The organism is Lysobacter sp. CA199 (genome assembly GCF_052078715.1).
GTDB lineage: Bacteria > Pseudomonadota > Gammaproteobacteria > Xanthomonadales > Xanthomonadaceae > Lysobacter.
On sequence record NZ_JBQJIL010000010.1, the window covers coordinates 240,640 to 262,592 of the forward strand.

17 protein-coding genes and 2 pseudogenes are annotated in these 21,953 nt (G+C 67.3%); 8 read left to right on the forward strand and 11 right to left on the reverse strand.

Features of this window, described 5'->3' with window-relative positions; translation table 11 throughout:
* Window positions 1-88: 88 nt before the first annotated feature.
* From recG to ACTOWJ_RS19635, 5 genes and pseudogenes are all read right to left on the reverse strand, one after another.
* Window positions 89-2,206, reverse strand: a complete 2,118-nt coding sequence (gene recG, locus ACTOWJ_RS19615) for an ATP-dependent DNA helicase RecG (protein WP_441336302.1) — start codon at window positions 2,204-2,206, stop codon at window positions 89-91.
* 102 nt (window positions 2,207-2,308) lie between these two features.
* Window positions 2,309-4,732 carry a TonB-dependent receptor gene (locus ACTOWJ_RS19620; protein WP_441336338.1) on the reverse strand — a complete coding sequence of 808 codons (2,424 nt, stop codon included), beginning with the start codon at window positions 4,730-4,732 and terminating at the stop codon, window positions 2,309-2,311.
* 126 nt (window positions 4,733-4,858) lie between these two features.
* Window positions 4,859-4,945: pseudogene (locus ACTOWJ_RS19625) on the reverse strand (DUF6053 domain-containing protein); the annotation flags it as partial.
* A gap of 33 nt (window positions 4,946-4,978) precedes the next feature.
* Window positions 4,979-6,172 (reverse strand): SO2930 family diheme c-type cytochrome, encoded by a 1,194-nt coding sequence (locus tag ACTOWJ_RS19630; RefSeq protein WP_441336303.1) that lies wholly within the window; start codon window positions 6,170-6,172, stop codon window positions 4,979-4,981.
* An 18-nt stretch (window positions 6,173-6,190) separates the two neighbouring features.
* Window positions 6,191-7,435, reverse strand: a complete 1,245-nt coding sequence (locus ACTOWJ_RS19635; protein WP_441336304.1) for a parallel beta-helix domain-containing protein — start codon at window positions 7,433-7,435, stop codon at window positions 6,191-6,193.
* Between the two features lie 158 nt (window positions 7,436-7,593).
* On the opposite strand from ACTOWJ_RS19635, the gene ACTOWJ_RS19640 reads away from it, so the two are divergent.
* Window positions 7,594-8,658 carry an AraC family transcriptional regulator gene (locus ACTOWJ_RS19640; protein ID WP_441336305.1) on the forward strand — a complete coding sequence of 355 codons (1,065 nt, stop codon included), beginning with the start codon at window positions 7,594-7,596 and terminating at the stop codon, window positions 8,656-8,658.
* A gap of 169 nt (window positions 8,659-8,827) precedes the next feature.
* Here ACTOWJ_RS19640 and ACTOWJ_RS19645 read toward each other — a convergent pair whose 3' ends face one another.
* The 6 genes and pseudogenes from ACTOWJ_RS19645 to ACTOWJ_RS19670 all read right to left on the reverse strand — a co-directional run bounded on the left by ACTOWJ_RS19645 (window position 8,828) and on the right by ACTOWJ_RS19670 (window position 14,452).
* Complete coding sequence (locus ACTOWJ_RS19645) at window positions 8,828-9,211, reverse strand: RidA family protein (RefSeq protein WP_441336339.1); 384 nt, start codon at window positions 9,209-9,211, stop codon at window positions 8,828-8,830.
* Window positions 9,212-9,328: 117 nt separating this feature from the next.
* Window positions 9,329-9,424: pseudogene (locus ACTOWJ_RS19650) on the reverse strand (DUF6053 domain-containing protein); the annotation flags it as partial.
* 124 nt (window positions 9,425-9,548) lie between these two features.
* A complete protein-coding gene (locus ACTOWJ_RS19655) occupies window positions 9,549-11,711 on the reverse strand; it encodes a RelA/SpoT family protein (protein WP_441336306.1) in 2,163 nt (720 codons plus the stop codon).
* Between the two features lie 475 nt (window positions 11,712-12,186).
* The gene (rpoZ, locus tag ACTOWJ_RS19660) at window positions 12,187-12,486 is read right to left on the reverse strand and encodes a DNA-directed RNA polymerase subunit omega (RefSeq protein ID WP_036108756.1); all 300 of its coding nucleotides are present in this window, start codon (window positions 12,484-12,486) and stop codon (window positions 12,187-12,189) included.
* Between the two features lie 325 nt (window positions 12,487-12,811).
* Entirely contained in the window at window positions 12,812-13,432 is a 621-nt protein-coding gene (gmk, locus tag ACTOWJ_RS19665) for a guanylate kinase (RefSeq protein ID WP_441336307.1), read from the reverse strand.
* Window positions 13,433-13,591: 159 nt separating this feature from the next.
* Complete coding sequence (locus ACTOWJ_RS19670) at window positions 13,592-14,452, reverse strand: YicC/YloC family endoribonuclease (RefSeq protein WP_441336308.1); 861 nt, start codon at window positions 14,450-14,452, stop codon at window positions 13,592-13,594.
* Between the two features lie 68 nt (window positions 14,453-14,520).
* Here ACTOWJ_RS19670 and rph point away from each other — a divergent pair, with 68 nt between their 5' ends.
* The 7 genes from rph (at window position 14,521) to ACTOWJ_RS19705 (ending at window position 21,813) form a co-directional block, all read left to right on the forward strand.
* On the forward strand, window positions 14,521-15,285 hold the full coding sequence (gene rph, locus ACTOWJ_RS19675) for a ribonuclease PH (RefSeq protein ID WP_441336309.1): 765 nt from the start codon (window positions 14,521-14,523) through the stop codon (window positions 15,283-15,285).
* 826 nt (window positions 15,286-16,111) lie between these two features.
* The gene (locus ACTOWJ_RS19680) at window positions 16,112-16,504 is read left to right on the forward strand and encodes a VOC family protein (RefSeq protein ID WP_441336310.1); all 393 of its coding nucleotides are present in this window, start codon (window positions 16,112-16,114) and stop codon (window positions 16,502-16,504) included.
* Entirely contained in the window at window positions 16,501-17,097 is a 597-nt protein-coding gene (gene rdgB / locus ACTOWJ_RS19685) for an RdgB/HAM1 family non-canonical purine NTP pyrophosphatase (RefSeq protein ID WP_441336311.1), read from the forward strand. The genes ACTOWJ_RS19680 and rdgB overlap by 4 nt, the downstream gene beginning before the upstream one ends.
* Window positions 17,094-17,684 (forward strand): hypothetical protein, encoded by a 591-nt coding sequence (locus ACTOWJ_RS19690; RefSeq protein ID WP_441336312.1) that lies wholly within the window; start codon window positions 17,094-17,096, stop codon window positions 17,682-17,684. The genes rdgB and ACTOWJ_RS19690 overlap by 4 nt, the downstream gene beginning before the upstream one ends.
* A gap of 88 nt (window positions 17,685-17,772) precedes the next feature.
* On the forward strand, window positions 17,773-18,936 hold the full coding sequence (gene hemW / locus ACTOWJ_RS19695) for a radical SAM family heme chaperone HemW (protein WP_441336313.1): 1,164 nt from the start codon (window positions 17,773-17,775) through the stop codon (window positions 18,934-18,936).
* Window positions 18,937-19,138: 202 nt separating this feature from the next.
* Window positions 19,139-21,466: a DUF1631 family protein gene (locus tag ACTOWJ_RS19700; RefSeq protein WP_441336314.1), complete on the forward strand. Its 2,328-nt coding sequence runs from the start codon at window positions 19,139-19,141 to the stop codon at window positions 21,464-21,466.
* Window positions 21,463-21,813 carry a PilZ domain-containing protein gene (locus tag ACTOWJ_RS19705; RefSeq protein WP_441336315.1) on the forward strand — a complete coding sequence of 117 codons (351 nt, stop codon included), beginning with the start codon at window positions 21,463-21,465 and terminating at the stop codon, window positions 21,811-21,813. Before ACTOWJ_RS19700 ends, ACTOWJ_RS19705 begins: the two co-directional genes overlap by 4 nt.
* Window positions 21,814-21,953 lie beyond the last annotated feature (140 nt).

A 21,953-nucleotide genomic window follows, 5' to 3' on the forward strand; every position in this document is an offset into this window, starting at 1 on the left:
GACCGCGATCCTGCGATCGCCGTCGATCGTCCGTGGCAGCCGCCATCACAGCACGCTCGACAGCGGTCGCCAAGTGCGCCCGCGGCGATCAGGCCGAGGCGTAGCGCGCCGCGCCGCCGACCCAGCGCGAGACGATGCGTTCGGCCAACTCCGGGGTGGTCTTGAGCAGGCGCTCGCCCAGTTCCTGCACCAGCGGCAGCAGGTCCGCATCGCGGCCCAGATCGGCGACGCGGAAACCCGCCAAGCCGGTTTGGCGCGTGCCGAGCAGTTCGCCGGGGCCGCGCAGTTCGAGGTCCTTCTCGGCGATGACGAAACCGTCGTGGGTCTGACGCATGGTTTCCAGACGCTGCCGCGCCAGGCCCGACAACGGCGAGCGGTACAGCAGCACGCAACTGGAGGCGGCGCTGCCGCGCCCCACCCGGCCGCGCAGCTGATGCAGTTGCGCCAGGCCCAGGCGCTCGGCGTTCTCGATGATCATCAGCGACGCGTTGGGCACGTCGACGCCGACTTCGATCACCGTGGTGGCGACGAGCAGATCGAGCTCGCCGTCCTTGAACGCACGCATCGTCTCCTGCTTTTCCTTAGCCTTCATCCGGCCGTGCACCAGGCCCACGCGCAACGGCGCGAGCTGCTTCGACAATTCCTCGAACGTGGTCTGCGCGGCTTGCGCGATCACTTCATCGGAGTCGTCGATCAAGGTGCACACCCAGTAAGCCTGCCGCCCTTCCGCGCAGGCGCTGCGGATGCGCTGCACCAGTTCGGGACGGCGTTCCTCGCTCAGCGCGACGGTCTGCACCGGGGTGCGGCCCGGCGGCAATTCGTCGATCGCCGACACGTCCAGATCGGCGTAGGCGGTCATCGCCAGGGTGCGCGGAATCGGCGTGGCGGTCATCACCAACTGATGAGGCACGATCGCGTCTTCGCCTACCGCGCCGCCCGCGCCCTTGTCGCGCAGGGCCAGACGCTGATGCACGCCGAAGCGGTGTTGCTCGTCGACGATCGCCAGCGCCAGATCGCGAAACGCAACACCCTCCTGCATCAGCGCATGCGTGCCGACCACCATCTGCGCGTCGCCGTTGGCCACTTGCTCGAGCACGGTCTTGCGCGCGCGGCCGGTGACCTTGCCCGCCAGCCAGGCCACGCGGACGTCCAGCGGCTCGAGCCAGCGACGCAGATTGTTGAGGTGCTGCTCGGCCAGCAATTCGGTCGGCGCCATCAGCGCGGCCTGACGGCCGTGCTGCACGGCGAGCATGGCCGCCAACGCGGCGACCACGGTCTTGCCGCTGCCGACATCGCCCTGCACCAGCCTCAGCATCGGCGAGGGCTTGGCCAGATCGGCGCGGATCTCGTCGAACACGCGTTTCTGCGCACCGGTGAGCTTGAACGGCAGCGATTTGCGCAAGCGTTCGGCCAGCGGCATCTGCTTGAGCGGGCGCGCCTTGTGCGCCCGCTGGCTGATGCGTTGGCGGCGCAGGCTCAGGTGATGGGCCAGCAGTTCTTCCAAGGCCAGGCGCCGTTGCGCGGGATGGCGACCGTCGATCAGCGCGGCGACATCGGCGTCCACCGGCGGGCGATGCACGGTCAGCAAGGCTTCGCGCAAGGTCGGCAGTTGCAGGCGCTCGCGCAGCTCGCGCGGCAGCAGCTCCAGCGAAGCGTCGTCGGGCAGGCGATCGAGCGCGTAGCCGATCAAGCGCCGCAATGTCGCCGGGCCGATGCCTTCGATCGCCGGATAGACCGGATCGAGTTGTTCGCCCAGCGCGACCTCGGCCTCGTCTTCAAGCACACGGTAGCTGGGATGAACGATTTCCAGACCGTGCTGGCCCGGCTTGGGCGTGCCGTACAAGCGCACCCGCGCGCCGACCCGGAACTGCGCGACCTGGGTGGCGCGGAAATGAAAGAAGCGCAGCACCACCGTGCCGCGCGAGTCGTCGCCGACCGCCACGCGCAGCATCGGCCGATAACGAAAGCCGCGCTCCACCGCTTCCACCCGCCCCTCGGCCTGGGCCGCGACACCGGGCTGCAACAGGCGGATCGGGGTGATCTGGGTGCGGTCTTCGTACTGGCGCGGCAGATGCAGCCAGAAATCCTGCAGGGTCACCAACCCGCGCGCGGCCAGCTTCTCCGCCACGGCCGGCCCGACTCCGGGCAAGCGCGGCAGCGGTTGGGTGTGGAGATCGACGGCAGGGCCGTCCTTGCGGCTTGGCATGCCGTAAGGATAAGGGATTGGCGATTCGGGATTCGAGATTCGGCAAAGCGGCCGCTGGCCCGCCCTTCCGAATTCCAAATCCCGTATCTCGAATCCCGGCCCTCAGTACTTCGCGTTGAACTCGATCCCGTACGAGCGCGGCTCGCTGACCCGCGCGCCGACCGTGCCGAGCACGTTCTTGCCGTAGGTGCCCAGCGCGTTGATGTACTGATTGTCGAACAGGTTGTTGCCGTACGCGGCCAAGCCCCAGCGGCCCTGCGGCGAGGTCCAGGCCACGCGCAGGTCGGTGCGGTTCTGCGCTTCGCCCAGGTCCAGCGCCGGGCTCACGCCGCAGCGGTTCTGCGCTTGCGACTCCTCGCTGCAACGCACCTTGCCGCGATAGGCATGGCGCAACGAGAAACGCACGTCGCCGTGTTCGCCCAGATTCCACAGGTAATGCGCGCCGCCCGCCGCCGACCAGTACGGCAGCCCGGTGGGATCGCCGCTGGCGTCGATGCCGTCGGAAGTGACGTAGTTCTTGTAGGTCGAGTCGATGAAACTGGCGTTGAAGTCCAGACCGAAGTTGTCGGTGGCCTGCCAGCGCATGTCGAAGTCCAGACCGTAGGCCTCCAGGTCGGAGGTGTCGACGACGAAGCGCGGAATATCGGTGCTGCTGTCCAGCCGCACCGCCTGGCGGTTGTCGTAGACGTAGTAGAACAGCGAGGCGTTGAGCTGCACGCGCTGATCGGGGAAGGAGGTCTTGATGCCGGTCTCGAAGTTCCAGACGTCCTCGTTCTCGAAGCTGCTGCCGATCTGCAGCGAATTGAAGCCGCCGGCCTTGTAGCCCTTGGCCAAGGATGCGAACACCATGGTGTCGTCGCTGACGTGGTAATCGACGACGAAGCGCGGGCTCAGGTCGGTCCAGCTGTCGGAGGCGCGGCGCAGAACGCCCTTGTTCATCATTGCCGGCGGATCGATGAAGGCTACGTCGAAGACGAAGAAATCGCGCGGGATACCGATGATTTCGAAGGCGCCCAACGCATCGAGCTGGTCGAGCGCGGCGTCGAGCTCCGGCGCCGAACGCGGATTGTTGAGCCAGCTGAACTTCTTCTCGTCGCGGGTGTAGCGCAGGCCGACGGTGAGGTTGAGCTTGTCGGTGACGTGCCAGATCACGTCGCCGAACACCGCGTAGGCCTTGGTGTCCAGGGTATTGCGGAAGGTCTCGTTCCAGCGATGGCCGAGCAGATGGATCGGAATGCCGAGCGCTGCCAGCCCGGCATCGACTTCGCCGAACAAATAACCCGACTGGGTCGGCGCCATGCCCAGGTTGTGGACGATGGTATCGACCGAATCGGTCATCGCGTTGACTTCGCTGGTCTGCCGAGCGCGCTCGTCGAAATAGCTGGCGCCGACGACCCAGTCGAGCTTGTCGGTGCTGCCGTTGAACTTGAACTCTTGGTAGTAGCTGCGGTTGCTCTCGGTATTGGTCGAATCCACGTACAGATAACGGCGATTGGTGCCGTCTTCCTCGACCCGGTTCACCGAGTCGTAGTCGCGCCAGGAGCTGGTGGAAGTGAAGCCGCCCCAATCGGTGCCGTGGTCGACGATCAGGGTCACGCCATCGAAGCGGCGCGATTCCTCGTTGCCTTCGGCGTCGCTGACGGTCGGGATCTTGCGCGGATCGAGATAGGCGCGCTCGTCCACCGGCAGCGGCGCCAGGCCCGGCGCGGGCGGCAAGGCGACGATGCCGGTGGTGGCCTGGCCTTTCTGATCCAGGCTCTCGTGATCCCAACTGATCAGCGCGCTGGTGCGTTCGCCGAAACGGGTCTTGAACGCGGCGCGGGTGGCCCAGTTGTTCTCCGGGTTCAGATCGATGCCGGTCTCGGCGTCCTGGATCCATCCGTCGGCATGATTGACCAGGGCGTTGAAACGGAACGCCGAGTCCTCGCTGACCGGCAGATTCAACATACCGTCCACGTACTGCTTGCCGTGATTGCCGATGCGCAGCTTGGCCTTGACTTGCGTCGCGGCGGTGTCGGGCTTGCGGGTGATGATCGAGATCGCCCCGGCGGCAGTATTGCGGCCGAACAAGGTGCCTTGCGGGCCCTTGAGCACCTCGATGCGTTCCACGTCGGTGAACGGCAGCAGCACGCCGCCGCCGCGCCCCGCGTAGACGCCGTCGACATAGACGCCTACCGCCGGATCGGTGCCGATGCCGAAATCGTCGGTGCTGATCCCGCGCAATTCGAAGCCCGGTTGAGTCGGCTGCTGACTGTCGACCACCAAGCCGGGCACGAAGCTATCGAGATCGCCCAGATCCTGCGCGGCGACATCGTCGATCAGCTGATCGGTCACCACCTGCAGCGCGATCGGCACGTCCTGCAATTCCTGCTCGCGGCTTTGCGCGGTGACGGTGATCTTGTCCAGTTCCTTCGGCGCCGATTCCTGCGCCCAGGCGGCCGGGGCGGCCAACGCGAATGCGCTGCCGCACAGCGCGGTGAGTACGGTTTTGGTCGCGACGACCAGGCGGTGTCTACGCAGCGACATCTCAAGCTCCCCTCTCGTTGTCGTTAGTTCGAACGCGTGCAGCGGCGTTCTTGTTTGATCTTCGTGTTCTCGGAATTCCTTCGAAGCTCTGGCGCCCGGTGATGCCGAGAGGCCTTTTGTGGGAGGGGCTTCAGCCCCGATGCTCTTCGCCCAGGTCGCATGAAACTTTCGAAGTGTCTGACCGAAGAGCGTCGGGGCTGAAGCCCCTCCCATAAAAGACTTCGCGGCATCGTCGCGATGCGGTATTCACTCGCACCCCCCCCGTTGCGCGGCGATCCAATCGCGGATCAGTTTTACTCCTTCTTCGTGGACCACGCTGCGGCCCAGTTCCGGCATCATCACCGACGGGTCGTCGCTGAGCATGCGGAAGGTCAGGATCGACTCGTCCGGCTTGCCCGGCACCACGTCGTGACGCAAATCGCCGGTGCCCTTGCCCGCGGCGATCGGCCGCTTGCATCGGCCCAGCCGCATCGGTTCGCGCGTCGCCGCGTCCAGCCACAATCCCGACGTGTTGCCGGGGCCTGTCGGGCTGTGGCAATGGCCGCAGTTGATGTCCAGATAGGCGCGGGCGCGCGCCTCCAAGGGCGCGGCGGCATCGCGCCAGTTGGCGTCGCGCGGCGCGGCCTGCGGCTGCGGCGCGCCCTGCAGATAGCCGGCGCGAGTCCAGCGCGCGATCTGATTGGACAGTCCGTCGGCGTAAGCGAAATCCCGATTGAGATGGCGCGCCTTGGGCCCGAGCGGGTGCAAGGCCTTGGTCTTCATATCGGTACCGTGGCAACCCGCGCATTGATTCTGATCGGGCACCTGATAATCGGCGGTTTCGCGCTTGCCATCGCCGCCGACCAAGTCCAGCGAGATCAGTTCGCCGCCGCGCATCAACCGGGCCCGGGTCTGTTCCGCGTTCCAGACATACGGCAAGGCCACCCAGCCGCTGTCGCGGCGCAGCAGCAGCCGCGTTTCGATCAGCCGCACCCGGCTCAAATCCAGGCCGCCGCCGCTCAGGTCCGCGCCGTCGTCGGCGCTGCGCAGCACCGCCTCGCCCTGGCCGCGCGGGTAATAAAATGTCTTGCTGAGCACCGTACCGATCGGGAAGTCGAAAGCCTGCTCGGCCTGATAACGCGCGCCTTGCCCCTTGGGCATCCACACCGTGCGCAGCTTGTGCGCGTAGTCGGAGAACAGCGCTGTGTTCAGATCGTAAGGCAGCACATCGGCGTTGAGTTGCAGGCGGCCTCCGGCCACGCGCAACACATTCCACTCGGCCAGATCATCGGGTTGGCCGTCGGCGAAGAAATGCACCGCTTTCCACGGCGCATCGGCGGCCAGCGCCGGCTGCGCCGGCGCCGTCGAGGTCGAGGTCGATGTCGGCGCAACAGGATCGGCCGCTTGTTTTCCGCAACCGGCGGCCAGCAGGGATACGATCAGGACGACGACGTAACGCATCGTGGCTGGACGCACCGATCAACCGCGCTTGAGATCGATCGCCGGCAGCTTCGGCAGATCGCAAGCATAGGGCTTGGTGTCCTGGCTGGGATTCTTGTAGCCGCCCGGTCCGTCGGCGTTGACCACGCCGGACACGTCGCGGATGCAGATCTGCGGACCGGTCTTGAGCGCCGCATTGGCGTAACCGTCCCACAGCACGTCGGGGAAATGGCCGCTCAGGCCGTAAATCGCGGTCTTGAGCGCTTCCAGGTCCAGGCCGTCGGGCGAATCGCCGCCGCCCTTCAAGCGATTGCCGTAGATCGAAATCCGCTCGGGATAGGGATCGAAATCCTGCGCCGCCTTGTCGTCCTTGTACCCTGTGGAATAGACGCTGGAGACGATGATGTTGGTGGTGGCGTTGTCGCTGATGTCGTTGTCGAAGATCTCGACATCGTCGTTGGAGTTCACCACCACGCCGCTGCCCGCCGGCACGCTGGCCACCGGCGTGCCCTTGGCGCCGAAGTTCGCGGTGTTGTTCTTGAACACCTTGTTCTTGAACACCCGGATCGCGCCGCCCTGCTGCGACAGCGCCGGCATGTTGAACACCAGGATGCCGCCGGTATTGTTGGTGGCGACGTTGTCGTAGACGTCGGCGTTGACGGTGTTCTCGATCTCGATGCCGGCGACGTTGAATTCGGCGCGGCTGTTGCGCACGATCACGTCGCGCGACTGGCCGACGTAAATGCCGGCGTCGGACGCGCCGATCGCCACCGAGTTCTCGATCAGCACGTTGCGGGTCTTGACCGGGTACAGGCCATAGGCGCCGTTCTGGGTGCTGGGCCCGCCGGTCCACTCCACCCGCACGTTGCGGATGGTGATGTGATCGCCTTCGTTGACCTTCAGGCCGTCGCCCTTGCTGTCCTCGATGGCGATGTTTTCCAGGGTGAACCCGCTGGCGTTGACCAACAGACCTTCCGCGCCGGCCTTCTGGCCTTTGAAGCTCAACACCGATTTGTCCGGGCCGGCGCCGCGGATGGTCACCCCGTCCACGCGCAGGGTCAGGCTGCGGTCGAAGCTGTAGCGGCCGGCCGGCACCTCGATCACATCGCCGGGCTTGGCGTCGAGCAGCTTGGTGCGGAAGGCGTCGGCGAACCCGGCGTCGCCGACGGCGACCTGCGCGGTCGGCGTGTGCTGGGCTTGCTCGGGACCGCAGCCGGCGGCCGCGAGGGCGACAGCGGCGGCGATGACGGAGGCGCTGACGCAGGCGCGACTCGGCTGGCTCATGACTCTCCCCGGGTGGTTGGCGTCCCGAGCGCGCGCAGCGGCGGTCCGGGTGGCTGAGCGTTGAGTCTGGGTCGACGGAGTGAGCGCGTGTGAGGGCGAATGCGGCACACTAAGGGGGCATTAGCGGTCAACCGTGCGGCCAAGTATCGTGAGGGATGATGCGCCAGCCATCCGACCCGGACAACGTCAGCGCCAGAGCCGACATCGCCTTGATGTCGCCTAACCTGCTGTGGGGCTTGCTTGAGACCGCGGACCGGATCGGCGCGCCCAGCGACGACTGGTTCGTCGGCACCGGGCTGAGCCGCGCCCAGATCGGCGACCCGGGCGTGCGCCTGCCCGACCGCCCGACCGCGGTGGTGATCGAGCGCGCGCTCAAGGTGCTGCCGCCGAGTATCGGCCTGGACCTGGGCCGCAACCAGCACGTCGGCAACTTCGGCCTGCTCGGCCTGGCCATGACCACTGCGGCGACCTTCGGCGAAGCGCTGCAGATCGGCCTGCGCTTCACTCCGGTGGTGGGCAGCCTGATGCGTTTCGTCGAGAGCGCGTCGGAGGTCGGCACGCTGGCCCTGGCCGGGCAGATGACCCTGGTGTTTCCGTCGATCCATCGCTTCGTGACCGAAGAGTTCTTCAGCAGTTGCCTGGCCTTGGCGCGCGGATTGGTCGGCGAACAGCTGCGCCCGTTGCGTCTGGAGTTCAGCTATCCGGCGCCGGAGTACCGCGCGAGCTACCAGGAGGTGTTCGATTGCCCAATCGCCTTCGATCAGCCGCAGGATCGCCTGGTGCTCGACGCGAGTTGGCTGGCGGTGCCCTTGCCGACCCACAACCCGATCGCGTCCAAGCAGGTGCTGGCCTTATGCGAGGCGCAGATGCCGCTGGGACCGGTACCCGGCGAGGTGACCGCGTCGGTGGAACGCTTGCTGCGGGCGCAACTGCCGCAGGATCCCAAGTTGGCCGGCATCGCCGCGCAACTGCACGTCAGCGAGCGCACCTTGCGCCGCCAGCTGACCGGCGAAGGCGCCAGCTTCCACGAACTCCACGACCGGCTGCGCATCGACCGCGCCTACGCGTTGCTGCGCGAACGCGGCCCGACCATCGCCAGCGTCGGCGCGGCGATCGGCTACAAGGATCCGCGCGATTTCCGCCGCGCGTTCAAGCGCCTGACCGGCGAGACGCCGCGCGCGTTGCGCGAGCGGCTGTGGGCGGAGATGGCGCGCGAGCGCTGAGAGTCCGCAGTCAGATGGCTTATATGGGAGGGGCTTCAGCCCCGACGCTTTTCGCTCCGATCGCGGTGAGGGCTCAGGCGATTTGAGCGAAAAAGCGTCGGGGCTGAAGCTCCCTCCCACAATAGATTACGAAGTTACGGAACCCGAATGTGTGCGAGCGCGAGCGAACTCAGCGCAGCACCATCACCGCATCGACTTCGAACGCCACGCCGCGCGGCAGCGCCGAGACTTCCACGGTCGAACGGGCCGGATACGGCGGGTTGAAGTACTCGCCCATCACCGCGTTGACCTTGCCGAACGCGCCCAGGTCGGTGAGATACAGGCCCAGCCGCACGATGTCGGCCAGCGAGCCGCCGCCGGCTTCGCAGACCGCCTGCAGGTTGCGGAAGGCGCGGTGCGCCTGGGCTTCGATGTCGCCCTCCACGACCAGGCCGCTGGACGGATCCAGCGCGATCTGGCCCGACAGGTAGACGGTGTCGCCGACGCGCACGGCTTGCGAGTACGGGCCGATCGCGGCCGGGGCTTGGTCGGTGTGGATGATTTCGCGGGACATTGGGGCTTCCAGGTTCGTGGGGACTGGGCGAATCCTAAAGCTTCGACGGGTCGAGCAGAACCGCGAGGGCGGTGTTTCGCGACCCGGTTCAGCGCAAGTCTGGACGCTTTTTGCTCTTGTGGGAGGGGCTTCAGCTCCGACGCTTTTCGTTCCGATCGCGATGAAGTTCCAGGCGATTTGAGCGAAAAGCGTCGGGGCTGAAGCCCCTCCCACAAAAGCCCCCTCCGCAACGCCCCTACGAGCGGCTACGAACAAAGCTGAGGCGATCGAAGCGAACGGAATCGATCAGAGCTGGAAACCCCACCATTCCCTATCCCCCTCATTCCCCGCTCCAACCTCACATCCGCTGCACGCCCAGCACCACCGCCAACCGGCGCACGCGCCGCATCACGTCGGCCAGGTGCTTGCGGTCATGCACTTCGATGGCGAAACGCATGATCGCGATGTTGGCGTCGCGCTCCAGGTACTCGACCCGGTCGATGTTGGATTCGGCTTCGGCGATCGCTGCGGCCACCTGGGCCAACGAGCCGGGACGGTTATCCACTTCGATGCGCAACGCCGCGGCGAAATCGCCGGAGACCTGGCGATCCCAGCCGATCGCTACCCAACGGTCGGGCGACTTGCGGTAGTCGGCCAGGTTCGGGCAGTCCATGCGATGCACCACGATGCCCTTGCCGGCCGTGTGGTACCCCATGATCTCGTCGCCCGGCAACGGCAGGCAGCAGTTGGCGAAACTGATCACGCCGCGCTCGGCGCCGGTGATCAGGATCTTGTCCTCGGGCAGGCGCGGCCGGTCGATCGCGCGCCCGCGGCTCTTGCCCGGCGCTTCGCGCGCCAAGGCCAGCGCGACCTGATTGGGCATGCGGTTGCCGAGCGCGATGTCGGCCAGCAGCGCTTCCAGGCGCGGGTAACGGTTCTCGGCCAGATACGCATCCAGGCGTTGCACCGGAATACGGTCGAGCGATTTCTCCAGCGCTTCCAGCGCGCGGTCGAGCATGCGGTGACCGAGCTGCACCGCGTCTTCGTGCTCGAGCTGCTTGAGCTGTTGCCGGATCGAGGTGCGCGCCTTGCCCGAGACCACGAACTCCAGCCACTGCGGCTTGGGCGTGGACGACTTGGCGGTGATGATCTCCACGCGCTGGCCGCTGGCGAGCTTGGTGCGCAGCGGCACCAGCTTGCCGTCGACGCGCGCGGCGACCGCGCGATTGCCGACGTCGGTGTGCACGGCGTAGGCGAAGTCGAGCGCGGTGGAATTGCGCGGCAGCGACATGATGTCGCCCTTGGGCGTGAACAGGTAGACCTCGTCCGGGAACAGGTCGACCTTGACGTTCTCCAGGAATTCCAGCGACGAACCGGTCGCGCGCTGCGATTCGACCAGACTGGCGATCCAGCTGTGCGCGCGCGACTGGGCGCTGTTGGGGCCTTCGCCGCCGTGCTTGTAGGACCAGTGCGCGGCGATGCCGCGTTCGGCGATCAGGTCCATGTCCTCGGTGCGGATCTGCACTTCCACCGGCGAGCCGTAAGGACCGAACAATACCGTGTGCAGCGACTGATAGCCGTTGGCCTTCGGGATCGCGATGAAATCGCGGAAGCGCGAATCCAATGGCTTGTACGCCGAATGCACCACGCCGAGAGCGTGATAGCAGTCGGGCACGCTCTTGACCACGACACGGAAACCGAACACGTCCATCACCTGGGTGAAGCTCTTATGCTCGTTGTGCATCTTGGTGTAGATGCTCCACGGCGATTTCACCCGGCTGATCAAGCGGTGTTGAAGCTTCTCCTTGGCCAGCCGCTGGGCCAGATGCGCTTCGATCTGCACCAGCGACTCGCGCCGCACCACCGGCTGGGTGCGGATGCGTTTTTCGATCACCGCGTGGCGCCACGGATGCAGCGCGCGGAAACCCAGGTCTTGCAGTTCGGCCTTGATCAGGTTCATGCCCAGGCGTTGGGCGATCGGCGCGTAGATCTCCAGGGTCTCGCGGGCGATGCGTTCGCGCGCCTCCGCGCTCTGCGCGCCGAGGGTGCGCATGTTGTGCAGGCGGTCGGCGAGCTTGATCAGGATCACGCGCAGGTCGCGCGCCATCGCCAGCAGCATCTTGCGGAAGCTTTCCGCGGCCGCTTCCTGGCGATCGCGGAACTGCAGCTTGTCGAGCTTGGTGACGCCGTCGACCAGTTCGGCGACGGTGGGGCCGAATTCGGTGGCCAGACATTCGCGGGTGAGCGGCGTGTCCTCGATGGTGTCGTGCAGGATCGCCGCGACCAGGGTTTCCACGTCCAGCCCCTGATCGGCGAGCACCTTGGCCACCGCGACCGGATGGGTGATGTAGGGCTCGCCCGACTTGCGCGTCTGTCCCGCATGCGCGGCCGCACCCACGGCCCAGGCGCGGCGCAGCAGCAGGCGCTGGGTTTCGGGCAGGTAGTGCGCGGCGCGCTCGAGCTCGCGCACGTAGTCCGGCAGCTCCGTATCGTCGGGAGCGGCAGGATAGGTGTTCAGCACGGGCTCGGCGGGTGTCATAACGGAAATTTACGCGTGCGGTGGCGCACGGCGCAACGCATTACGTAATTTGAATGTGGCGGCGGCTCAGGTCCGCGCAAGCACGCCGTCACGGCTTGCGCACTTGGGCGGCTGTCCGGTTCAGGCTGGGAGCGCGCGCGGCCGGCGAATCCCGATGCGGTGAGGTCGCCCGAACTGCGCTGGTGCAAGCCGGTTTGCAAGTCGACCCCTATCCGGCAGCCCGGAGGTTTTTTGTGGGAGGGGCTTCAGCCCCGACGTTTTTCGATCAGGTCCGCGGATGCCTTGCCATCTGGGACGAAAAGCGTCGGGGCTGAAGCCCCTCCCACAATAGACCTCCGCCCGCTACAAGAGACTGGGCGCAACAGGAAGCCGGTGCGCGCAAACGAAAACGGCCCCGCCGAGGCGGAGCCGTTTCGGTATGCCGGATCGCCCGCGCGCCAGCGCGGGGCCGGGAATCTCAGTCGTCGCCCTTGGACAGGTCGTCGTCGGCGACCACTTCGGCCGCGGCCCATTCCAGGGCTTCGCGTTCCTTGCGCTCGCGCTCGGCCTTCTCGACCGCGTCGATGTACTCGGGGTTGACCTGACGCGCGGCGATTTCGCGCAGCGCCAGCACGGTCGGCTTGTCGTTGGCTTCGCTGTTGTCCAGCTGCGGCTCGACGCCGTTGGCCAGCTGACGCGCGCGCTTGGCGGCCAGCATGACGAGTTCGAAGCGGTTATCGACCACTTCCAGGCAATCTTCGACGGTGATGCGGGCCATGGGGCTCCTGCGGCCGGTGCGGCCGTCTTTACAAGCGGATGGGGACCGGGAAGTCTAGGCGGACTGCGCTCGAAAAGCAAGGATTTCGGGCATTAATCCTTACAAATCAAACGGGTAGACCCTGTAGGAGCGGCGCGAGCCGCGACCAACCGCAGCGGCGTGCGTAAGCGGAGGTGTCCGGAGTACTGGTAATCGGCAATTCGACTCTTTAGAGCGTTCGCCGTATCTGGGCTTCGTGGAAAGGCGCTCACGTACGTCTCTGCGGTTGGTCGCGGCTTGCGCCGCTCCTTCAGTCGGACATCGAGCCACGCCCTCGCCGGCCAGATCAGCCTTCGTCAGCCAGCAGCGCCGTAATCAGGCGCGAATGGCGCGCGACCTGCGGTTCGCGGCGCAGGCGGCTGGCCAGGAAGATCGCGCACATCTCGTCGACGGCGGTATCGAAGATCTCGTTGACGATGACGTAATCGAACTCGCCGTAGTGCGACATCTCCTCGCGCGCGGCAGCCAGGCGCTGGCCGATCACCGCTTCGCTGTCCTGGCCGCGCGAGCGCATGCGCGACTCCAGCGCCTGACGCGAGGGCGGCAGGATGAACACGCTGACCGCGTCTGGCACCTTGGACCGCACTTGCCGCGCGCCCTGCCAGTCGATTTCCAGCAACACGTCCTTGCTGGTCGACAGGAACGGCTCCACCGACTGGCGCGCCGAGCCCTTCCAATCGCCGTGCACCCGCGCGTGCTCGAAGAAATCGCCGGCCTCGACCATCGCTTCGAATTCTTCCGCGCTGACGAAGTGGTAATGCTCTGCATGCCGCTCGCCCGGACGCGGCTGGCGCGAGGTGAACGAAATCGACAGGCGGATGTTCGGATCGCGCGCGAGCACCGCGTTGACGATGCTGGATTTTCCGGCTCCGGAGGGAGCGGCGACGATGTAGAGGGTTCCGCGCATGTAGGTTTCTATAAATCCTGTTGCTGTGCCCTTGTCCCGCTGGCGGGAAAAGGTGCCTGGAGAGCGGATGAGAGGACTGGAATGCGACGCGAACAAGCTGTTCGCGTACCCTCACCCAACCCTACTCCCGCACGCGGGAGAGGGCTTGAAAGTACCGCGTTACTCGATGTTCTGAATCTGCTCGCGGACCTGATCGATCAGCACCTTGAGCTCCACCGCCGCCGCCGAGCTGCGCGCGTCGACCGATTTGGAACCCAGGGTATTGGCTTCGCGATTGAACTCCTGCAACAGGAAATCCAGGCGGCGGCCGACCGCCTCGCGCAGCTTGAGCACGCGCCGCGCTTCGGCGACGTGCGCGTCGAGGCGGTCGAGTTCTTCGTCCACGTCGAGCTTCTGCAGCCACATCACCAGTTCCTGCTCGATGCGGCCGTTGTCGGCCGGCTGGGCCAGATCGGCCAGCCGCGCCTCCAGCTTGGTGCGCTGACCGACGCGGATGGCCGGCATCATTGCGCGCACGTCGTCGGCGATCCGGGCGATGCCGTCCACGCGCTCGCCGATCACCGTGGCGAGCTTGCCGCCTTCGCGTTCGCGCGAAATCACGAACTCGCCGAGCACGCTGTCCAGCAGCGCCAGGGCTTCGGCCTGTAGCGCGGCCGGATCGGTCGCCGGGGCCTGCAGCACGCCGGGGAACTGCAGCAGATCGGTGAATTCGGTGCGCAGCGCCGGGAACCGCGCCGACAGATCGATCGCCAGATCGCTGAGCTCGCGCAGCCGGGTCGGGTTGAGCTGCAGCGCGTCGCCGCCTTCCGGCGGGCGCAGGCGCAAGGTCAGGTCGAGCTTGCCGCGGCTGATTCGGGCGCCGACCCGCTCGCGCAGCGCCGGTTCCAGCACCCGCAACTCGTCGGCCAGGCGCACGCCCAGCTCCAGAAAACGATGGTTGACCGAGCGCAACTCGCAAGCGAGCGTGCCCCAGGGTGTGGCGCGTTCGCCGCTGGCGAAGGCGGTCATGCTGCGAATCATTCGGCAATCCCGAGCCTACAGGGACGCAATGGTAAACTCGCCGGCCCTCAAAACGGTAACGCCGAGCTATGACCGGTCCCATCGCCGCACCCCATCAGGCTCCGGCCGGACCCGTCAGCCGTCCCAGCGGCCGCGTCGCCGACCAGATGCGCGAAGTCACGATCCAGCGCGGATACACCCGCCACGCCGAGGGTTCGGTGCTGGTCAGCTTCGGCCAGACCCGGGTGCTGTGCACCGCCAGCGTCGAAAACAAGGTGCCCGGCTTCCTGCGCGGCAAGGGCGAAGGCTGGGTCACCGCAGAGTACGGCATGCTGCCGCGCGCCACCCACACCCGCAGCGACCGCGAGGCCGCGCGCGGCAAACAGGGCGGCCGCACCCTGGAAATCCAGCGTCTGATCGGCCGCGCCCTGCGCGCCTGCATCGACCGCAAGGCGCTGGGCGAACGCACCATCACCCTGGACTGCGACGTGCTGCAGGCCGACGGCGGCACCCGCACCGCGGCGATCACCGGCGCCTACGTGGCCCTGGTCGAGGCGGTGCGCTGGCTGCAGGCGCGACGCGAAATCACCCGCGATCCGATCTTCGGCGCGGTCGCGGCGGTCTCGGTGGGCGTCTACCGCGGCGTGCCGGTGCTGGACCTGGACTACGCCGAGGACAGCGACTGCGATACCGACATGAACGTGGTCATGAACGACGGCGGCGGCTTCATCGAGTTGCAAGGCACGGCCGAAGGCCACGCGTTCCGGCGCGAGGAACTCGACGGACTGCTGGCACTGGCCGAGGCCGGGATCGCGCAGTTGGTGCTCAAGCAGCGCGAGGCGTTGGCGGTTTAACCCTCAGGCGTTCGCGGGTGGATCGATGCGCGGCATCGGTTCGCTGTTGCGCGGATTCGCCGATCGCGCCGATCAACATCGCGACCGGCGCCCGTCGGGCCTGAAGACCCTCCCACAAGAGCGCATTCGCGGCCGCGGTTGTAGAGCCTGAGCGCAATCGCACGCACTTTTGTGGGAGGGCCTTCAGGCCCGACTCGAAACCGCAACTACCGTGTCAGGGCGTTTGCCAACGAATCGATCCGCGGCATCGATTCGCTGGTGCGTGGATTCGTCGATCGCGCCGATCAACATCGCGACCGGTGGCCGTCGGGCCTGAAGACCCTCCCACAAGAGCGCATTCGCGGCCGCGGTTGCAGAGCCTGAGCGCAATCGCACGCACTTTTGTGGGAGGGCCTTCAGGCCCGACTCGAAACCGCGACTGCCGTGTCATGGCGTCCGCCAGCGAATCGATAAACCATTCGGATACGCGGTCGCCGCAAGTTGCGCGCACCGCCATTGCTATCGATGACAGCCGGGCTCAAGCCTTTGCTGTCCGCGCATTCGCACCCGCTTTCGTGAGCAGCCTTCAGGCTCGACTCGACGAAGCCACAACTTGCGCACACCTCCCAGCGCCATCGCGCGCGCTCACATCCGCGCAATACGTCGCAGATTTCGCGCCGCGCTCTGAACTTCTCGCGGCATGCGCGATCATTGTCGCGTGTCGCTGGACCTCCCCTCGTCCCGGCATCGCTGGTGCGAAGCCGCGCGGCTTCGCGGCTTGCGAACGAATCCGCTTCCGAACGCGCCCGCCACCTGCATGTCGGCGCGTTCCCGCACGAGAATCCCTATGAATCGCAGCATCGGCAGCATCACCCTGGTCGTCGCCGATTACGACCAAGCCATCGCTTACTACACCCAGACCCTGGGTTTCGCCTTGCTGGAAGACATCGACCAGGGCGGCGGCAAGCGCTGGGTGCGAGTCGCGCCGGCCGACGGCGCGCAGACCGCGCTGTTGTTGGCGCAAGCGGCGAACGAGCCGCAACGCGCCCGTATCGGCGATCAAACCGGCGGCCGCGTCGGCTTCTTTCTGCACACCGACGACTTCCATCGCGATCACGCCCGCATGCTCGAACACGGGGTGCGCTTTCTGGAATCTCCACGCGTCGAGACCTACGGCACGGTCGCCGTTTTTGAAGACCTGTACGGTAATCGTTGGGACTTGCTGGAACTCAAAGCATGAGATTAGTGCTGGCCAGCAGCAACGCCGGGAAACTGGTGGAGCTGCGCGACCTGCTCAGCGACACCGGCATCGAACTGGTGGCGCAAACCGACTTGGGGGTCGAAGACGCGGAAGAAACCGGCAGCACGTTCGTCGAGAACGCGCTGCTGAAGGCGCGTCACGCCTCCGCGGCGACCGGACTGCCGGCGCTGGCCGACGACTCGGGCATCTGCGTGGATGCGCTGGGCGGCGCGCCGGGCCTGTACTCGGCACGCTACGCCGGACGCCACGGCGATGCGCAGGCCAATATCGACAAGCTGCTGAGCGCGCTCAAGGACGTACCCGATGAACAGCGCGTCGCGCATTTCTACGCGGTGATCGTGCTGCTTCGCCACGCCGGCGATCCGCGTCCGATCATCGCCGAAGGCCTCTGGCACGGCCGTATCCTGCATCGGCGCCAGGGCGATCGCGGCTTCGGTTATCAGCCGGTGTTCTTCGACACCGAGCATCAGGTATCGGCCGGCGAAATCGACGACGCGCTGAAGAATCGGGTCAGCCATCGCGCCCGCGCGTTGGCTGCCTTGCGCGGGCGGATGCAGGAGCTGGCGCGATGAACCGCATGCTGCGCGCCGCCGCGCCGCCGCGCCGCGCTTTCCGCACCGGCGGGCATACCGTGCTGCTGGTCGCGGTGCTGTATCTGCTGGCGATGCCGATCGCGATCTGGATCCGCCGGGACGGCCTGAGCGCGGGCAGCAACAGTTTCAACACCGAGATCCAATTGGCGCTGGGGCTGATGGCGGCCCTGATCGGGTTGGTCGCCTGGGCCGCGGTGCAGCGGGTCAGTCTGGACGCGCTGGCCGGCGGCAGCTCGGCGGGCGCGCTGATCCGCTACGCCAACATCACCAGCGGCCATCGCCAGCGCGCCTTCGAGCCGCGCGAAGTGGTCGGCATGTCGCTGCACCGGGCCAAGGACGGGCGGATGCGCCTGACTTCGACCCTGGAGCTGCGCCTGGCTCCGTCCGCGCACCGCGCCTGGACCACGGTGACCCTGTTCGACGGCGATATGTCCGGCGACGGCCGCGCCGAGCCGTTGGCGACCATCATCCGCCTGGTCGTCCAGGCCCGTCCGGACGTCGGCCTGGACGCCAATCTGCGCGCCCTGCTGTCGGCCCGGCGCTACGGCGCCGCGCTGGACCGCTGACGCCTCCCGCAGCGGCGACCGGTCCCGACCGGTAAGCTATCGGCCTTCCCTCCGACCGATACCGGGCCCTGGCGCCCGGCCCGCGCTGTTGACCCCTGCCCTGACCACCCCGCCGCTGTCGCTGTACGTGCACCTGCCCTGGTGCGTGCGCAAATGTCCGTACTGCGACTTCAACTCGCACGAAGGCCGCGGCGCGCTGCCGTTCGACGCCTATGTCGACGCTCTGATCGCCGACCTGGAACACGACCTGCCGCTGGTCTGGGGCCGCACCGTGCACAGCGTGTTCTTCGGCGGCGGCACGCCCAGCCTGTTTCCGCCGGAGTTCATCGACCGCTTCCTGCAAGGCGCCAGCGCGCGCCTGCGCTTCGCGCCGGGCTGCGAGATCACCTTGGAAACCAACCCGGGCACGGCCGAGCACGGCCGCTTCGAGCTGTACAAGGCCGCCGGGGTGAACCGGCTGAGCTTCGGCATCCAGAGCTTCGACGACGGCTGCCTGAAACGGCTGGGGCGGATCCACGACAGCGGCGAGGCGGTGGCCGCGGTCAAGCTGGCGCAGGACGCCGGCTTCGACAATTTCAATCTGGACCTGATGTACGCCCTGCCCGGCCAGACCCTGGCGATGGCCGAAGACGATCTGCGGCGCGCGTTCGCGCTCGATCCGACCCACATCTCGCATTACCAGCTGACCCTGGAACCCAACACCGTGTTCGCCGCGCGGCCGCCGCAAGGCATTCCCGACGAGGACGGCGCCTGGGACATCCAGGAGCACTGCCAGGTGCTGTTGGCCGAACACGGCTACGGCCAGTACGAGGTCAGCGCCTACGCGCGCGAAGGCCGGCGTTGCCAGCACAATCTCAATTACTGGCGCTATGGCGACTACCTGGGTATCGGCGCGGGCGCGCACGGCAAGATCACCCTGGGCGCCGAGCAGGACATCCTGCGGCGCTGGAAGCTCAAGCACCCGACCCACTACCTGGCCCAGGCCGGGACCGCCGCGGCGATCGGCGGCGACGACCGCATCGCGCCGCAGCGGCGGCCGTTCGAATACATGCTCAATGTATTGCGGCTGGTGGAAGGGTTCTCGCTGGATTCGTTCGAGTCGTGCACGGGACTGCCGCGCGAGTCGATCGCCGCGCAGTTGCAATCGGCCTACCACGCCGGTTGGCTGGAACGCGACGGCGACCGGGTCCGGCCGACCGAACTGGGCCGGCGCTTCACCAACGACGTAGTCGGGCTGTTCCTGGCCGAGTAGGCGGCGCGTCCCGCCACTGGGCCGGGAATCACGGTTCCGCCACGGCGCAGTGGCGAGACTGCGGACTTGGCCGTTGCCCTCGCCGAGAAACGTATTCGCCAATGGCCGCCTCCCATCGGCTGCAACCGCCGCTCCGGGGTCCCGGACTGGCCTGCGCCGGGGAGGCGTGGTTATATCTCGCGGTCGTCAGCACGCAAATCCCATGTCCGTCACGTTCGACCCTCTGGACTCCGCGCCGCGGGCCACTTTGGCCACGGCCGCCTTGCCACGCCGCGTACGCCGCCTGCTCGAGCAGCTCTATGCGCTGGTCAGCGACGAGATGGCGCCGCAATTGGAGCGGATGCTGGCCGAATTCGAGCAACAGCTGTTCCGTCAGGCCGATCAGGCGCGCAATCCCGGGCTGCAGTCGGGCTATCTGGAAACGCTGCGGCTGGTGCGGTTGCGCCGGTCGGATCTGATTCCGCGCTATCTGCTGGGATTGGAAGAGGCGTTGACACGGTTGCGGGGGACGGGGACGGGGGCGGCTGGGGCGAAGGGGTCGGGGGCGGCTGGGATTGCGCATCCAGTTGCCGGCGCAGCGCCTGCTTTTCGGGAACTTCGGTTGGTCGACGACAGCGAAGTCGACGAAACCACCGTGCTGCGCGGCATCGCCAGCCGTCATGAATCGCGCGCCGGCCTGGGTCTGTTGCTGCTCGGCCAGCGCTTCGGCGTGCTCGCCGGGGCGCCGGCCTTCGACAGCGAGCGCCTGCCGGTCGGCCCGCAACGGCTGATCCGCAGCTTCGCCGAGGCCTGCCAGCCGCTGCAGATCAACCAGGAATCGCGGCTGGACCTGTACCGGGTGTTCGACCAGCACGTGATGCTGGGCTACGCGGCGTTGGTCGAATCGATGAACGCCCTGCTGGCGCGCGAGAACGTGCTGCCGAGCCTGTCCTTCGTGCCGCTGCGCGCGCGCCCGACCGCGCAATCGCCGGAGCCGGCCGAAGCGGAACCTGCCGAAGCGGAGCCGGCCAAAACCGCGCGCGGGTCTGCCAAGGCCGGCGCCAAGCCCAGCGAGCGGACCGCTGCGCGCCCGCACACCGCCTGGTCCGGCCAGGCCGCGGCCGACGCGGCGACCCCGACACCGGATTTCACCACCTTGCAGCATTGGCTGGCCGAACGCCGCGAACTGCTCGAAAAACTGCGCCCGCGCGTCGCGCCCACCAGCGCGGCGGCGGCACCGCTGGACACCGCCGAGCTGCTGCGCGGCCTCAACCAGCTCAATGACGAAAGCCCGCGCGGGCCGCAGCCGCTGCGCAAGATCGCCGACCTGCGCCAAACCCTGATCGCGCGCGTCCGCTCGGCCGACGCCTCGAACGCGGGCGCGCTGTCGCGCGAAGACAGCGACGTGTTCGACCTGCTGGACCTGCTGTTCGACGAAATTGACCAACGCCTGCGCGGCGACGCGGTGATCTCGACCTTGCTCAACCGCCTGCAGGCGCCGCTGCTGCATACCGCCTTGCAAGACCGCACCCTGCTCGCCGGCGACGGCCACCCGGCGCTGCAACTGCTCAACACCGTCGCCGAAGCCGGCGCGCGCTGGACCCCGACCGAAGACGTGGATCCGCAACTGCACGAGCCGCTGCGTCAGGCGGTCGATCACGTGATCGAGCACTACCGCGGCAGCCCGGACGCGTTCGACTCGGCCAACCAGCGCCTGCAGGAGCATTTGCAGTCGCTGGCGCGCAAGGCCGAGGTCACCGAACGCAGGCACGTGGAAGCCGCACGCGGCAAGGAAAAGCTCGAACTGGCCAAGCGCCGCGCGTTCGAAGCGCTGGACGTCCATACCGCCGATCAGCGCCTGCCGCGCTTCGTGCAGACCTTGCTGAGCCAGGCCTGGGCCGACGTGCTGACCCTGACCTTGTTGCGCCACGGCGAACAATCCGACGCATGGAAGCGGCAGTTGGAAACCACCCGGCAGATCGTCGTGGCCAACCAGAACGGCCCGAGCACCGACGCGCCGCGCGGTCTGGACGCCGATATCGAGCACGCGCTGACCCTGGTCGGCTATCACGCCGACGACGCCCGCGCGATTTCGCGCCAGCTCACAATCGGCCCGGCGCTGGCCGAAGAAGCCGCCTCGCGCACCGAACTGGCGATGAAGCTGCGCCAGCGCACGCGCCTGGGCGAGGACAGCCCGGCCGCGGTCCGCCCCTCGCCGACCGCGCGCGACGCGCATGAGCAGCAATGCTGGGAACGCATCCGCACGCTGCCGTTCGGTACCTGGTTCGAATTCGTGCAGAACCAGCAAGGCGACGCCGTGCGGCGCCGCTTGTCCTGGTTCAGCCCGGTCACCGACAACGCCTTGTTCGTCAATCAGCGCGGCCAGCGCGTGGGCGAGCAATCGCTGGACAGCCTGGCGCGGATGATGGCGCGCGGGCAGGCGCGGGTGGTCGATCACGAGCGTCATCGCCTGGTCGATCGCGCCTGGCACTCGGCCCTGGACGTGCTGCGCGGCTTCGGCGGCGCGCACGGCGACGGAACGCCGGCATGAACGAAGAATTCCGCCGCACTCGCCGGCGCCGCATCGTCGAGACGGTGCAGGTGGTCGACACCATGACCGAGACGGTCATCGGCCACCTGGGCAACCTGTCCGAGAGCGGCCTGATGCTGATCGCCAGCGCGCCGCTGGTCGACGACGCGCTGTATCAGCTGCGCTTTCACCTGCGCGACGCGCCGCAGCACACCTCGCCGATCGAAGTCGGCGCCCACCTGCTGTGGCAGGACCGCGCCAGTGTGCCCGGCCAGACCTGGACCGGTTTCCGCTTCATCGCCATGCCCGAGGACGGCATGCTGCATTTGCGGCAATGGCTGGATTCGCCCGAGGCGGGCGCCGAGTAATCCTGCTCGCTTCGAGAACCGACTGCGGGAGCTGCGCAAGCTGCGATCGCGACACCGGATCGATCGCGGACTTTTCGACGTTGCTGAATTGGCGCGGTCGCGGCTCGCGCCGCTCCTACAGGGGCTGATGCGGGCGGCGT